Annotated in this window: 14 protein-coding genes and 1 pseudogene; 12 read left to right on the top strand and 3 right to left on the bottom strand. The window is 54.8% G+C overall.

The annotated features are described in order from the left end of the window. Positions 1-2: 2 nt before the first annotated feature. The 11 genes from ACUTSU_RS16685 (at position 3) to ptsG (ending at position 10,572) form a co-directional block, all read left to right on the top strand. Positions 3-956: a beta-ketoacyl-ACP synthase III gene (locus ACUTSU_RS16685; RefSeq protein ID WP_261088858.1), complete on the top strand. Its 954-nt coding sequence runs from the start codon at positions 3-5 to the stop codon at positions 954-956. A gap of 17 nt (positions 957-973) precedes the next feature. Beyond that, complete coding sequence (gene fabD, locus ACUTSU_RS16690; RefSeq protein ID WP_445650834.1) at positions 974-1,903, top strand: ACP S-malonyltransferase; 930 nt, start codon at positions 974-976, stop codon at positions 1,901-1,903. An 11-nt stretch (positions 1,904-1,914) separates the two neighbouring features. Beyond that, positions 1,915-2,649: a 3-oxoacyl-ACP reductase FabG gene (gene fabG, locus ACUTSU_RS16695; RefSeq protein WP_020826338.1), complete on the top strand. Its 735-nt coding sequence runs from the start codon at positions 1,915-1,917 to the stop codon at positions 2,647-2,649. Between the two features lie 154 nt (positions 2,650-2,803). Next, positions 2,804-3,040 carry an acyl carrier protein gene (gene acpP, locus ACUTSU_RS16700; RefSeq protein ID WP_004719003.1) on the top strand — a complete coding sequence of 79 codons (237 nt, stop codon included), beginning with the start codon at positions 2,804-2,806 and terminating at the stop codon, positions 3,038-3,040. An 81-nt stretch (positions 3,041-3,121) separates the two neighbouring features. Further along, positions 3,122-4,363 (top strand): beta-ketoacyl-ACP synthase II, encoded by a 1,242-nt coding sequence (gene fabF, locus ACUTSU_RS16705; RefSeq protein ID WP_445650835.1) that lies wholly within the window; start codon positions 3,122-3,124, stop codon positions 4,361-4,363. Between the two features lie 174 nt (positions 4,364-4,537). Continuing rightward, complete coding sequence (gene pabC / locus ACUTSU_RS16710; RefSeq protein WP_445650836.1) at positions 4,538-5,335, top strand: aminodeoxychorismate lyase; 798 nt, start codon at positions 4,538-4,540, stop codon at positions 5,333-5,335. Between the two features lie 13 nt (positions 5,336-5,348). After that, positions 5,349-6,374 carry an endolytic transglycosylase MltG gene (gene mltG, locus ACUTSU_RS16715; protein ID WP_445654418.1) on the top strand — a complete coding sequence of 342 codons (1,026 nt, stop codon included), beginning with the start codon at positions 5,349-5,351 and terminating at the stop codon, positions 6,372-6,374. Beyond that, on the top strand, positions 6,364-7,002 hold the full coding sequence (gene tmk, locus ACUTSU_RS16720; protein WP_445654419.1) for a dTMP kinase: 639 nt from the start codon (positions 6,364-6,366) through the stop codon (positions 7,000-7,002). The genes mltG and tmk overlap by 11 nt, the downstream gene beginning before the upstream one ends. Beyond that, on the top strand, positions 7,002-8,009 hold the full coding sequence (gene holB / locus ACUTSU_RS16725; protein WP_445650839.1) for a DNA polymerase III subunit delta': 1,008 nt from the start codon (positions 7,002-7,004) through the stop codon (positions 8,007-8,009). Before tmk ends, holB begins: the two co-directional genes overlap by 1 nt. Positions 8,010-8,023: 14 nt before the next feature. Next, entirely contained in the window at positions 8,024-8,800 is a 777-nt protein-coding gene (locus ACUTSU_RS16730; protein ID WP_012006337.1) for a metal-dependent hydrolase, read from the top strand. Between the two features lie 338 nt (positions 8,801-9,138). Continuing rightward, on the top strand, positions 9,139-10,572 hold the full coding sequence (ptsG, locus tag ACUTSU_RS16735; RefSeq protein ID WP_445650841.1) for a PTS glucose transporter subunit IIBC: 1,434 nt from the start codon (positions 9,139-9,141) through the stop codon (positions 10,570-10,572). Between the two features lie 56 nt (positions 10,573-10,628). Here the strand turns inward: ptsG and mntR are convergent, their stop codons facing one another. Continuing rightward, complete coding sequence (mntR, locus tag ACUTSU_RS16740) at positions 10,629-11,099, bottom strand: manganese-binding transcriptional regulator MntR (protein WP_261095170.1); 471 nt, start codon at positions 11,097-11,099, stop codon at positions 10,629-10,631. A 237-nt stretch (positions 11,100-11,336) separates the two neighbouring features. Between mntR and ACUTSU_RS16745 the strand changes: the two genes are divergently transcribed. Then, positions 11,337-12,641 carry an Nramp family divalent metal transporter gene (locus tag ACUTSU_RS16745; RefSeq protein WP_445650842.1) on the top strand — a complete coding sequence of 435 codons (1,305 nt, stop codon included), beginning with the start codon at positions 11,337-11,339 and terminating at the stop codon, positions 12,639-12,641. 72 nt (positions 12,642-12,713) lie between these two features. On the opposite strand, the pseudogene ACUTSU_RS16750 reads toward ACUTSU_RS16745, so the two are convergent. Together ACUTSU_RS16750 and ACUTSU_RS16755 are read right to left on the bottom strand one after the other, a co-directional pair. Next, a pseudogene (locus ACUTSU_RS16750) lies at positions 12,714-12,929 on the bottom strand (SDR family oxidoreductase); the annotation flags it as partial. A 51-nt stretch (positions 12,930-12,980) separates the two neighbouring features. Continuing rightward, positions 12,981-13,886: an ABC transporter substrate-binding protein gene (locus tag ACUTSU_RS16755; RefSeq protein WP_445654420.1), complete on the bottom strand. Its 906-nt coding sequence runs from the start codon at positions 13,884-13,886 to the stop codon at positions 12,981-12,983. Positions 13,887-14,028 lie beyond the last annotated feature (142 nt).

A 14,028-nucleotide genomic window follows, 5' to 3' on the forward strand; every position in this document is an offset into this window, starting at 1 on the left:
ACATGTATACAAAGATTCTCGGTACGGGGAGTTATTTACCCGTACAAGTGCGCACCAACGCTGACCTTGAAAAAATGGTGGATACCTCTGACGAATGGATCGTCTCACGTACGGGTATCCGTGAACGCCGTATTGCCGCCGCTGATGAAACAGTCGCGACGATGGGCTTCCATGCTGCTGAAAAAGCGCTGGAAATGGCAGGTGTGGCTAAAGAAGACATCGGGCTGATCGTTGTGGCGACCACCACCTCGAGCCACGCATTCCCAAGTTCTGCCTGCCAGGTGCAGCAGATGCTGGGCATTAAAGACTGCGCGGCATTCGATCTGGCTGCGGCCTGTGCCGGTTTCACCTATGCGTTGAGCGTCGCCGATCAGTATGTTAAAAACGGCGCGGTGAAGCATGCTCTGGTGATCGGCGCAGACGTGTTGTCACGCACGCTGGATCCGGAAGATCGCGGCACTATCATTCTGTTTGGTGATGGCGCAGGCGCGGTGCTGTTGGGGGCTTCTGAAGAGCCGGGCATTTTGTCGACCCATCTGCACGCCGACGGCAGCTACGGCGGTTTGTTGACCTTGCCGTTCAAGGATCGTCAGGATCAGGACAAGCCGGCCTATGTCACCATGGCGGGTAATGAAGTCTTCAAGGTTGCGGTTACCGAACTGGCTCACATCGTTGATGAAACGCTGCAGGCCAATAATCTGGATCGCAGCGCGCTGGACTGGCTGGTGCCGCACCAGGCCAATTTGCGCATTATCAGCGCGACGGCGAAAAAATTGGGTATGGGGCTGGATAAAGTGGTAGTGACGCTCGATCGTCACGGTAACACCTCTGCCGCCTCGGTCCCTGCAGCGCTAGACGAAGCGGTGCGTGATGGGCGAATTCAACGCGGCCAACTGGTGCTGCTGGAAGCCTTTGGCGGCGGCTTTACCTGGGGCTCGGCGCTGGTTCGTTTCTGATATAACAGGAAGAAAAAATGACGCAATTTGCTTTTGTTTTTCCAGGCCAAGGGTCACAGACTCTGGGCATGCTGGCCGATTTGGCCGCTCAATATCCGATCGTTGAAGCGACCTTCAGCGAAGCCTCTTCCGTCCTGGGTTACGACCTGTGGCAGCTGGTGCAGCAAGGGCCGGCGGAAGAACTGAACAAAACCTGGCAGACGCAGCCGGCATTGCTGGCCGCTTCCGTAGCGATTTTCCGCGTCTGGCAGCAGCAGGGCGGCAAAACGCCGGCCATCATGGCTGGCCATAGCTTGGGTGAATACTCGGCATTGGTGTGTGCGGGCGTGCTGGATTTCCAGGCGGCTATTCGTCTGGTTGAGCTGCGCGGCAAACTGATGCAGGAAGCGGTGCCGGAAGGCACTGGCGCGATGTCCGCCATTATCGGCCTGGACAACGCAGCCATTGCCAAGGCTTGTGAAGAGTCTGCCCAAGGGCAGGTTGTTTCACCGGTGAACTTTAACTCACCGGGCCAGGTGGTGATCGCCGGTAACAAAGAAGCGGTTGAACGTGCAGGTGCGGCCTGTAAAGCCGCTGGCGCCAAGCGTGCGTTGCCGTTGCCGGTGAGCGTGCCTTCGCACTGCGCACTGATGAAACCGGCTGCAGACAAGCTGGCTGTGGCGTTGCAGGAGATTACCTTCAACGCACCGCAGGTCTCAGTGGTAAATAACGTAGACGTGCGTACCGAAACCGATCCAGAAGCGATCCGCAGTGCTCTGGTGCGCCAGTTGTACAGCCCGGTACGTTGGACCGAAAGCGTAGAGTTTATGGCGGCACAGGGCGTTACCTTGCTGCTAGAGGTTGGTCCGGGCAAAGTTCTGACCGGTCTGACTAAACGTATTGTTGACACCCTGACGGCGGGGGCGGTTAATGACGCGCCCAGCCTGACAGCGGCGCTTGAACAATAAAGAGGAAAACAATGAGCTTCGAAGGTAAAGTTGTTCTGGTCACCGGTGCCAGCCGGGGTATTGGCCGGGCTATTGCAGAAACGTTTGTGGCACGTGGCGCCAAAGTCATCGGCACCGCCACCAGTGAAAGCGGCGCTGAGGCTATCAGCAGCTACCTGGGTGCAAACGGCAAAGGGTTCGCGTTGAATGTGGTCGATGCTCAATCTATCGACAGCGTTCTGGCATCTATTCGTGCTGAATTTGGCGAAATCGACATTTTAGTGAATAATGCCGGTATTACGCGTGATAACCTCCTGATGCGTATGAAGGACGACGAGTGGCAGGATATCCTGAACACCAATCTGACTTCCGTATTCCGTCTGTCAAAAGCGGTAATGCGAGCTATGATGAAAAAGCGGTTTGGCCGTATCATCACCATCGGTTCCGTAGTTGGTACCATGGGGAATGCAGGGCAGGCTAATTACGCGGCGGCTAAAGCCGGTCTGATTGGTTTTAGTAAGTCTTTGGCACGCGAAGTTGCTTCGCGTGGCATTACGGTCAACGTCGTGGCACCTGGCTTTATTGAGACGGACATGACTCGGGCGTTGACAGATGATCAGCGTGCAGGCATTTTGTCATCAGTTCCAGCCAATCGGCTGGGGGATGCTAAAGAAATCGCCAGCGCTGTTGCATTTTTAGCCTCTGATGAGGCTGGCTACATCACCGGTGAAACGTTACATGTCAATGGCGGCATGTACATGATTTAAAAAATGCGAAAACTATTTGCGTTATTTGGGGTAAAAACCGCAGAATAGCGTAAAATCGTGGTTTGACCAGCCGGGATTTAGTTGCATCTTTTTCAACATTTTATACACTACGAAAACCATCGCGAAAGCGAGTTTTGATAGGAAATTTAAGAGTATGAGCACTATCGAAGAACGCGTTAAGAAAATCATTGTTGAGCAATTGGGTGTTAAACAGGAAGAAGTTTTAAATAACGCTTCTTTCGTTGAAGATCTGGGTGCTGATTCTCTTGACACCGTTGAGCTGGTAATGGCTCTGGAAGAAGAGTTCGACACAGAGATTCCAGACGAAGAAGCTGAGAAAATCACTACTGTTCAGGCAGCTATTGATTTCATCAACGCCAGCCAGCAGTAAGAGAACATATCTAGGCGGTCACTCGACCGCCTAAGTTTTTTCTATCCCTAGTGTCATATTTTCCCTCCTTGGAGGACAAACGTGTCTAAGCGTCGAGTAGTTGTGACCGGACTGGGCATGTTGTCTCCTGTCGGCAATACGGTAGAGTCCACATGGACAGCTCTTCTTGCCGGTCAGAGTGGCATCAGCCTGATCGACCATTTCGATACCACAGCCTATGCGACCAAGTTTGCTGGCCTGGTAAAGAATTTTAATTCAGAGGATTTCATCTCACGCAAAGATGCGCGCAAGATGGACGCCTTTATTCAATACGGTATCGCTGCCGGCATGCAAGCCATGCAGGATGCACAATTGGATATCACCGAGGCTAACGCCAGCCGCATTGGTGCCGCTATCGGCTCTGGCATCGGCGGCCTGGGTTTGATTGAAGAGAACCACAGTTCACTGGTTAACGGTGGCCCACGGAAAATCAGTCCGTTCTTTGTGCCGTCAACCATCGTAAACATGATTGCAGGCCATCTGACCATCATGTACGGCATGCGTGGCCCGAGTATTTCGATCGCCACCGCCTGTACTTCAGGTGTGCATAACATTGGCCATGCCGCGCGTATCATTGCTTACAATGATGCCGACGTCATGTTGGCCGGTGGGGCAGAGAAAGCCAGTACTCCGTTGGGTGTCGGTGGCTTCGGCGCAGCACGCGCGTTGTCGACCCGTAACGAAGATCCTCAAGCGGCCAGCCGCCCATGGGACAAAGACCGTGACGGTTTTGTTCTGGGTGACGGTGCCGGTATGATGGTGCTGGAAGAGTACGAACATGCCAAAAAACGCGGTGCCAAGATTTATGCTGAAGTTGTCGGCTTTGGGATGAGCAGCGATGCTTATCACATGACGTCTCCCCCTGAGAATGGTGCGGGTGCGGCGCTGGCGATGGAAAATGCATTGCTTGATGCCGGTGTGACTACGTCACAAATTGGTTATATCAATGCGCACGGGACTTCAACGCCGGCCGGTGACAAAGCCGAAACGCAGGCGGTGAAGTCGGTATTTGGCAGCGATGCACAGCGCGTGATGGTCAGCTCGACCAAATCGATGACCGGCCACCTGTTGGGTGCCGCAGGCGCGATTGAGTCGATCTTCACCGTTTTGGCATTGCGTGACCAGGCAGTTCCGCCAACCATCAACCTGGATAATCCGGATGAAGGTTGTGATTTGGACTTTGTTCCGCATGAGGCTCGCCAGGTGAGTGATATGCAGTTCACGCTGTGTAACTCCTTCGGCTTCGGCGGCACCAACGGTTCACTGATCTTCCGCAAGGTATAATGCCTCTGCTGGCAGACGGTAAAAAAGCCCGGTTTTTTAAACCGGGCTTTTTTTATGGCGCGACCGCGACTCGGAAAGCTCTGCTTGTTGGCTCTGTAGCCAAACGGCAAGCTGCGGCTAACGGCACCTGCGCCTGTTATTCTGTAGTGATACCAAAGCGGTCAGGGGGAGTCTATGTACTGGATTAATGGGCATCAACACGATGTGTTAGCGCCAAGCGATCGCGGCTTGCAGTTTGGTGACGGCTGTTTCACTACCGCCCGGGTGACTGAGGGGAAAATAGACCTGCTGCCCTGGCATATCGAGCGGCTACAGTTGGCAGCGCAGCGGTTGATGCTGCCGCCTTGCGACTGGAACGCTTTGAAAGATGAAATGGTGCGCGCGGCAGAATCTATCCCTTTGGGCGTGGTCAAAGCGATACTGACACGCGGCAGCGGTGGCAGGGGATACAGCCCGCAAGGGTGTGAGGCCCCCACACGCATAGTCTCTCGTAGCACCTATCCCATGCACTATTTGCCATGGCGAGAGCAGGGCATCAGCCTGACGCTCAGCCCGGTAGCGCTGGGACGCAACCCGCTGTTGGCTGGGCTGAAGCATTTGAATCGTTTGGAGCAGGTGTTGATCCGCACGCATCTTGACCAGACAACCGCCGACGAGGCGCTGGTGCTTGACACTGCCGGTATGCTGGTGGAATGCTGTGCGGCTAATTTGTTCTGGCGTAAGGGAAAAGCAGTATTTACGCCAGATTTAAGCCAGGCAGGCGTGGCTGGGTTGATGCGTCGCCGGGTTATTGAGCTGCTGGCGGGCAGTGAATACTCGCTGCATTGTGTCAGCGAACCTCTAGAGACGCTGGCCGATGCTGAAGAAGTGCTGGTGAGCAATGCGTTAATGCCGTTGCTGCCGGTCAATACTGTGCAATCATGGTGTTACCCTTCACGCCAACTTTATGATGTTTTGCGCCCACACTGTTAACGATGGCTGATTGATGAAGAAAAGAAAGCTGAAGTTCGTTTCTATTATTGTTGTTCTGGTATTGGGCCTGCTGTTTTGGGGCTACCAGAAGGTTGAACGCTTCGCGGATACGCCATTGGCGATCCAGCAGGAAGCCATTTTCAAACTGCCGGCAGGGACCGGTCGGGTGGCCCTGGAGGGGCTGCTGGTGCGAGACAAACTGATCCGCAATGGCCAGTGGTTCCCATGGTTGTTGCGCCTGGAGCCGGAATTAGCCGAGTTTAAGGCCGGAACCTATCGCTTTACGCCGGGTATGACGGTGCGTCAAATGCTTAAACTGTTGGCCAGCGGTAAAGAAGCCCAATTCAGCGCACGCTTTATTGAAGGCTCCCGCCTGCGGGACTGGCTGCTGGTGCTGCAACAGTCAAAATACCTCAAGCATACCTTGGCTGGTAAAAGCGAGGCGGAAATTGCCGAGGCGCTGGGCTTGCCAGAAGGCGCCAACCCGGAAGGGAGGCTGTACCCGGATACCTATCTGTACACCGCAGGCATGACCGATATGGCCCTGTTGAAGCGTGCCCACCTGCGTATGATTAAAGCGCTGGAGAGCGCCTGGCTGGGCCGTGAAGCCAGCCTGCCTTACAAAACGCCGGAAGAGTTGCTGACCATGGCCTCAATCATTGAGAAAGAGACTGCGGTGCCGGAAGAACGGACCAAAGTGGCCTCGGTATTCATAAATCGCCTGCGTATTGGCATGCGTTTGCAGACCGACCCGACGGTGATCTACGGCATGGGCGAGGCTTATAATGGCAATATTACCCGCAAGGATTTGGAAACGCCGACGCCGTACAACACCTACGTGATCAATGGTCTGCCGCCAACGCCGATTGCCATGCCGAGCCAGGCTTCACTGGAAGCCGCTGCCAAGCCGGCGAAGACGCCTTATTTGTACTTTGTTGCCGACGGTAAGGGCGGGCATCAATTTACCACTAACCTGGCCAGCCATAATCAGGCGGTGCGTGCCTATCGCCAGGCGTTAAAGGAAAAGAATGAAAAGTAAATTCGTGGTTATCGAAGGGCTTGAAGGTGCGGGCAAAACGACTGCACGCGATACCGTAGTCGACGTACTGCGCGAGCACGGCATCAACGACATTGCATTTACCCGTGAACCTGGCGGTACGCCGCTGGCGGAAAAGCTGCGCGACCTGTTCAAACGCGGCGTGGATGGTGAATTGCCGACCATCAAGGCCGAGGTACTGATGCTGTATGCGGCTCGTGTACAGTTGGTGGAAACGGTGATCAAACCGGCGTTGGCACGTGGCGCCTGGGTGGTTGGCGATCGTCACGACCTGTCTTCTCAAGCCTACCAGGGCGGCGGTCGGGGTGTGGATCAACAACTTATGGCCTCGCTACGTGACACGGTATTAGGGGATTTTCGTCCTGGCCTGACGCTTTACCTGGATTTGCCGCCGATAGTGGGTCTGCAGCGTGCCCGAGCACGGGGCGAACTGGATCGTATCGAGCAGGAAGCACTGCCATTCTTTGAACGTACCCGCGCACGTTATCAGGAGTTGGCGGCGCAAGATGCGTCCATCATCACCGTAGATGCTTCTCAATCGCTTGACCAGGTGACGGCGACGATTCGTCATTGCGTCAGCCAATGGTTACAGCAGCAGGAAGGCGTGTAATGAACTGGTACCCGTGGCTGAATACCCCTTACCGGCAGTTGGTCGGGCAATATGCTACCGGGCGTGGACATCACGCTCTGTTATTGCATGCTGCTGTGGGCCATGGTGAGGATGCGCTGGCTTATGGCCTGAGCCGTTGGCTGATCTGTCAACGTCGCAACGGTGAGAAAAGCTGCGGTGAATGCCATAGCTGCCGGTTGATGCTGGCGGGAAATCACCCGGATTACCACGTGTTGACGCCGGAAAAAGGTAGAAGCAGCCTGGGGGTGGAACCCATCCGCCAGCTGATTGATGTCCTTTATTCTCATGCGCAGCAGGGCGGTGCCAAGGTGATTTGGTTGCCACAGGCGGAGTTGCTGACCGAGGCTGCCGCTAATGCCCTGTTGAAAACGCTGGAAGAACCGCCGGAAAAAACCTATTTTCTGCTGAGCTGCCGCGAGCCATCACGGTTGCTGGCGACGTTACGCAGCCGTTGTTTGTACTGGCATCTCGCCAGTCCGGACGAACCGCTCAGCCTGCAATGGCTGAATCGACAGACGCCGGGTAATCAGGTTGATCTCCTGACTGCCTTGCGCCTGCATGACGGTGCGCCGTTGGCCGCAGAGCAATTGCTCCAGCCGGAACGTTGGCAACAGCGTAGCGTGTTGTGCACGGCCCTGAGCGCCGCTTTGCCGCAGCACGACATGTTGTCGTTGTTGCCGGTATTGAATCACGAAGACGTCGCTGAGCGGCTTCACTGGCTATGTTCATTGCTGATGGACGCCATGAAGTGGCAGCAGGGTGCCGCCAGCTTTGTTCTGAACCAGGATCAGCAACCGCTGGTGCATCAACTGGCCAGCCGTCTGAGCAGTACGTCGCTGCAGCAAGCCGTGCAGCAATGGCTGCATTGTCGCCATCAGTTGCTTGGTGTCGTCGGCGTTAACCGTGAACTGCTGCTGACCGAACAGTTACTTGGCTGGGAGCAGTTGCTTGGCGCTACCGGCTATTCTCACCCCCATTCGCTGTAAAAGAGTTAAATATTATGTTGTTAGTAGATTCTCATTGTCACCTCGACGGCCTGGATTACCAAACGCTGCATCAAAATGTGGATGATGCTTTGGCGAAGGCCAAAGCGCGCGACGTCGGTTACGTGCTGGCGGTGGCCACCACTTTGCCGGGCTATCAGGCGATGACGCAATTGATTGGCCAACGCGATGACGTCGCCTTCTCCTGCGGGGTGCATCCGCTCAATCTGGAAGGTGGCTACGACTACGCTGAGCTGCGCCGTTTGGCAGCAGCAGAGCAAGTGGTGGCACTGGGTGAAACCGGGCTGGACTACTTCTATCAGAAAGACAATCTTGAGTTGCAGCAAGCGTCGTTCCGTGAACATATTCGTATCGGTCGCGATCTGAACAAGCCGGTGATCGTGCATACCCGCGATGCGCGAGAAGACACACTGGCTATTCTGCGTGAAGAAAATGCCCAGGACTGTGGCGGTGTGCTGCACTGCTTCACCGAAGATTGCGCTACCGCAGAGGCGTTGCTGGATCTGGGGTTCTATATTTCTTTCTCCGGAATCCTGACCTTCCGCAATGCAGAACAACTGCGTGAAGTGGCGCGCTATGTGCCGCTGGATCGTATTCTGGTGGAAACCGACTCACCGTATCTGGCTCCGGTGCCGCATCGCGGCAAAGAAAACCAACCTGCCTATGTGCGTGATGTGGCTGAATACATGGCGGTATTAAAGGGTGTGAGCCTGGAAACACTGGCCGAAGCCACCACCGCCAACTTTTCACGCTTATTTCACATCGAACTCTAATCTTTGACCTAGGCTATAGCTGTGATTAACGAAATCTGAATTCTTTTTAAGCTCGTAATTAATTGCCGAAACGGGTAATGTTCTCACCCGTTTTTCGGGCGAAGTGCGGGCGTTTTTCGCTCATTTTTACCAAAAAATAGGCGATGTAAGAAAAATACCCGGTTTTGTTCATCGAAACGTGACTGTCATCAAACATTGCGCAGTCTATTTATTTTACTCTGCGTAATAATTCAAGGGGTGCTCAGACACCCTGAATTGCAGGGGTTTTTCTCCCCCCCTTGCAACGCGAAGAATCGCGAAAAGTAGCAAAGCACTATTACTCAGGAGCACACTCAACTATGTTCAAGAACGCATTTGCAAACCTGCAAAAAGTAGGTAAGTCGCTAATGCTGCCGGTATCCGTATTGCCTATCGCAGGTATCCTGCTGGGCGTCGGTTCCGCCAACTTTAGCTGGCTACCGGCGGTAGTCTCACACGTGATGGCGGAAGCCGGCGGTTCCGTTTTCGCCAACATGCCGCTGATTTTTGCCATCGGTGTTGCCCTGGGCTTCACCAATAACGACGGCGTCTCCGCGTTAGCTGCGGTAGTGGCTTACGGCATCATGGTGAAAACCATGGCGGTGGTTGCACCGCTGGTACTGCACCTGCCGGCTGAAGAAATTGCGGCCAAACACCTGGCGGATACCGGTGTGCTCGGGGGGATTATCTCCGGCTCCATCGCGGCCTATATGTTTAACCGTTTCTTCCGCATTCAGTTGCCGGAATATCTGGGCTTCTTTGCCGGTAAGCGCTTTGTGCCGATTATCTCCGGCCTGGCGGCAATCGTTCTGGGCGTAGTGCTTTCCTTTATCTGGCCTCCAATCGGTACGGCTATCCAGACCTTCTCCCAGTGGGCGGCTTATCAGAACCCGGTAGTGGCGTTTGGTATCTACGGCGTGGTTGAACGTTCGCTGGTGCCGTTCGGTCTGCACCATATCTGGAACGTGCCGTTCCAAATGCAAATTGGTGAATACACCAACGCAGCGGGCCAGGTGTTCCACGGCGATATTCCACGTTATATGGCGGGTGACCCAACTGCGGGTAAACTGTCCGGTGGCTTCCTGTTCAAAATGTACGGTCTGCCTGCTGCGGCGATTGCCATCTGGCACTCAGCCAAGCCGGAAAACCGCGCTAAAGTCGGCGGTATCATGATCTCCGCTGCGCTGACCTCTTTCCTGACCGGTATCACCGAGCCGATCGAGTTCTCCTTCATGTTCGTTGCGCCGATCCTGTACGCAATCCATGCCATCCTGGCTGGCCTGGCGTTCCCGATCTGTATCCTGTTGGGGATGCGTGACGGCACCAGCTTCTCACACGGTCTGATCGACTTTATCGTCCTGAGCGGCAACAGCAGCAAAATCTGGCTGTTCCCAATCGTCGGTATCATCTACGGTCTGGTGTACTACACCATCTTCCGCGTGCTGATTGCCAAGCTGGATCTGAAAACCCCAGGCCGTGAAGATACGGTTTCTGAGCAGGTTGCGCAGGGCGGTTCCGAAATGTCTGCGGCGCTGGTTCAGGCCTTTGGCGGTAAAGATAACATCACCAACCTGGATGCCTGTATCACCCGTCTGCGCGTTAGCGTGGCGGACGTGAGCAAGGTTGACCAGGCTGATCTGAAAAAACTGGGTGCTGCCGGCGTCGTTGTCGCAGGCTCGGGCGTTCAGGCTATCTTTGGTACCAAATCTGACAACCTGAAAACCGATATGGACGAATACATCCGTAATCATTAATTCAGGCAGGGGAGTTTTGAGGGAGGCGAAAGCCTCCCTTTTTTATTGGCGAGAATTTATTTTACTGCGTGCTTTTGCAGATACTGTTCAAACACCGCCAGGGTGTCGTTAGAAATGTGATGTTCAATCCCTTCGCTGTCCAGCTCCGCCGTTTCATTCGGTACTCCCAGGCATACCAGCAGATCAACCACAATCCGGTGGCGACGCCGTACCTTCTGCGCCAATTGTTCACCTTCTTCGGTCAGAAAAACCCCACGATAAGGGCGTGACTCCACCAGACCGGCACTTTTCAGTCGGGCGATGTTTTTGATCGCGGTAGGGTGCGATACGCCGAAGCGTTTGGCGATATCCGTGGTCCTGGCTTCGCGGGTGGTGACCAGCAGGTCGGCGATCAGCTCAACATAGTCCTCGATCAGCGCATTGGATTGCGCCTCACGAGCGCGGGTGAAGCGCAGGGCATGTTCAGCCTCATCCGGCATTTCAGCCACCACGGGGCGTTCGGCGTCGTCTGGTGCGCTTGTTGCCATAGTCGGAGACGTCCTTTAAACGATAAACCAGTAAGTTGCAGGTTAATGCAGTCCCGCCATACGTTAGTCCAAAGACGACGCATTATCAATTCGGCTGGCGTATTCGATGACAAGATGACAATAAGAAATATTTGTACACAAAGGCAGTTAATCTTCCATTTTGCATAAAGTGTAGCCGATGCTACATTGCTGTGAGTGTTGGGTGAAAAATAACCAGAAAAAGATTGAGGGTAAATCATGCGTGATGCGGCAACCACCACATCGTTAACCGAACGAACCAATGCGGCAATAGGTAACGCACTTGCCGGGCGCAAGCGTGGTGCATTCACGCCGCTACTGTTCGCCGGGCCAGCTGTGATTGCCTCTATTGCCTATATGGACCCGGGTAATTTCGCCACCAATATTCAGGCCGGTTCGAAATACGGTTACAGCCTGCTGTGGGTGGTGGTGATGGCTAACCTGATCGCCATGTTGTTTCAGGCGTTGTCGGCCAAGCTGGGTATCGTCACCAGTCGTAATCTGGCAGAGATGTGCCGCGACCAATTTTCTCGTCCGGTGGTCATTGGTATGTGGCTGCTCAGTGAGGTAGCGGCAATGGCTACCGATCTGGCGGAGTTTCTGGGCGGTGCGATAGCGCTGGCATTACTGTTCCATATGCCGCTGCTGCCAGGAATGGGAGTGACGGCGGTGATCACCTATGCCTTGCTGATGGTTGAGAAGAAAGGCTTTCGTCCGGTGGAACTGATGATTGGCGGCCTGGTCGCGGTGATTGCGCTGTGTTATCTGGTCGAAATGTTTATCGTACCGGTCGATTGGGCGGCAGCGGGCATTGGTATGGTTACCCCGCAATTGCCGGATGCACAGGCGCTGACTATTGCCGTCGGTATCATTGGTGCCACCGTGATGCCGCATGCCATCTTCCTTCACTCGGGCCTGACCCAGCACCGTGCGCCGGGCAGTGACAGCGGCGAGCGCCGTAAATTGCTACGTTTTTCCAACATTGAGGTGGTGATTGCGCTGTCTATCGCCGGGTTGGTGAATATCGCCATGGTGATTATGGCCTCCAGCGCCTTCCATGCCGGTAACAGTGATGTGGCAGAAATTGGTACGGCCTACCACACGCTGACGCCACTGTTTGGCGCCGCCGCCGCCGGTATCTTCCTGATGTCGTTGATTGCCTCCGGTATTTCCAGCTCGGTGGTGGGTACCATGGCGGGCCAGATGATCATGCAGGGGTTTGTCGGTTTCCGCATTCCGGTCTGGATACGCCGCATGGTGACCATGATCCCGGCGTTCATCGTGGTTGCGTTAGGGGTTAATGCCACCGATGCACTGGTTTACAGCCAGGTGGTACTGAGTCTGGCGCTGCCGGCGCCGATGATTGCTTTAGTGATGTTCACCCGCCGTCGCGACATTATGGGCGAATTTGTCAATAGTCGCCTGACCAGCCTGGTGTCAATTATCGGGACGGTGATTATTCTTTTGCTCAACATGGTGTTACTGCTGCAGACCTTCGGCGTTGCTATTCCCGGTCTGGGCTGACCGATAAGCCGTGCAGTCTCGCTGTCACGACTTTTTGACTAAGGGTAACCCCTGGTAACTTGCCGCGAGTTATTACAAATTCCCCACGCCACCGTCGATCAGCAACTCACTGCCTACCATAAAGGCGGACTCGTCAGACGCCAAAAACACCGCCGCCTTGGCCAATTCCAGCGCCGTCCTCATGCGGCCGATCGGCACCAGTGCGCGGATCTCGTCGCGCAGTGTTTGCTCATCGACATCCTTCAACCCAAGCTTGCCCAGCGCCGGGGTTTCTGTCGGGCCGACGCTCGACTCTTTAGCCAACTGGATGCGCGCGCACGCACCACAGTTGATAGAAGATTAGTCGCCAATGCCCGGCGGGTTGATGGTTGAGCGTGGGACCTTCTCATCGTGTTCGCCCCAACGATCCAGCACCTGCCCATACTCGCCACTGGCGATCACCCCATTGATGGCGGCGTTGATGGCCGCAACCAGGCCGTTATCTTTTTTGGTGGTCACTGCCACATAGGCCACGTTCGGTCCAATCCCGACCATTTTGGTTTTGCCGGTCAGTGCCGCTTTGTAGGTGCCGGTAGAGTGGGGGCCGAAGAATGCATCGGTGCGTCCAGACTGAATGCTCAGGTTAGCAGCGGCGTCATCGGTGACATAAATCGGCTTCACCGGTGCCAGGCCGTTTGCGCGGTTCTGTTTATCCCAACCAAGCAGGACATTTTCCTGATTGGTTCCCGAGCCGACAATAACCCGTAGCCCGGCAATGTCCGCAGGTTGGTTGATGGAGGTGATTTTGCTGGCGGATTTCACATAAAAACCCAGCGTATCCACGCGGTAGGTGGCGAAATCAAACCTGGTTTTGCGCAGCTTGGTGACGGCAATATTGAAAATAGCGGCATCGTATTTGCCCGAGCTGATCCCGAGTGGCCAGTCTTCCCAGGAGGTAGGCACCAGATTCAGTTCCAGCCCCAGGCTGTCCGCCACCAGTTGTGCAATATCCGGATCGCTGCCAATCAGCGTTTTATTGTCTTCGGCAAACAGCGCCAGTGGCGGAGAATTTTCAGACGCCACCGCTATGGTCAGCTTGCCCGGTACGGCGAAAGGGTAATTAGCCGGGATCAGTGCCATCGCGGCTGGGTTTTTTGCTGCACGCAAATGTTGCTGATTAGCCTGCAGGTCAATAATGCTTTTGGTTTCAGCCGCTGCATGGCCGCACAGCAGCAGCGCGCCCAGCACCAGGGTTTTGCATCGCATGTTGTCACCTATCCTTTTTTAATCATAGGGTTACTATTGGCGGCGGCAACAGACAAGTAAAGCAACAATAGTGAATAACCAAAGTGAAAAAAATCAGATGAATGCCGCGGGCAACGCTGACATCGGCGAGATTTCCCTGAAT

The organism is Serratia sp. NA_13 (genome assembly GCF_052691735.1).